The organism is Paenibacillus sp. PsM32 (assembly GCF_030433815.1).
In the GTDB taxonomy this organism is placed as follows: domain Bacteria; phylum Bacillota; class Bacilli; order Paenibacillales; family Paenibacillaceae; genus Saccharibacillus; species Saccharibacillus kyungheensis.
In genome coordinates this window covers 1-218 of record NZ_JARUWY010000096.1, presented here as the reverse complement: position 1 = coordinate 218, position 218 = coordinate 1, and the positions used below count along the sequence as shown (strand labels likewise).

Genomic DNA, 218 nt, shown 5'->3' with positions numbered 1-218 from the left:
GCAACTACCTCCAGCAGCGATGCTACTATTTGGATTGTTGTATTTACTTGATGGTCAAGTGAAGGGGCACCCATTGATTCAATCATCTACTGTACGACATGCTACAAGCCCGCTTATCGCTGTAGATAGTCCGCAAAAAGCTGACTACGGTTGGCACTGGTGGCATTCTTGTTTTACATTGGACAGCCAGCCCATAGTCGATATTCCCTATTATTTTG

At 45.0% G+C, this 218-nt stretch carries 1 pseudogene; it reads left to right on the top strand.

The annotated features are described in order from the left end of the window. Window positions 1–218, top strand: a pseudogene (locus QCD85_RS23820) (serine hydrolase domain-containing protein); the annotation flags it as partial.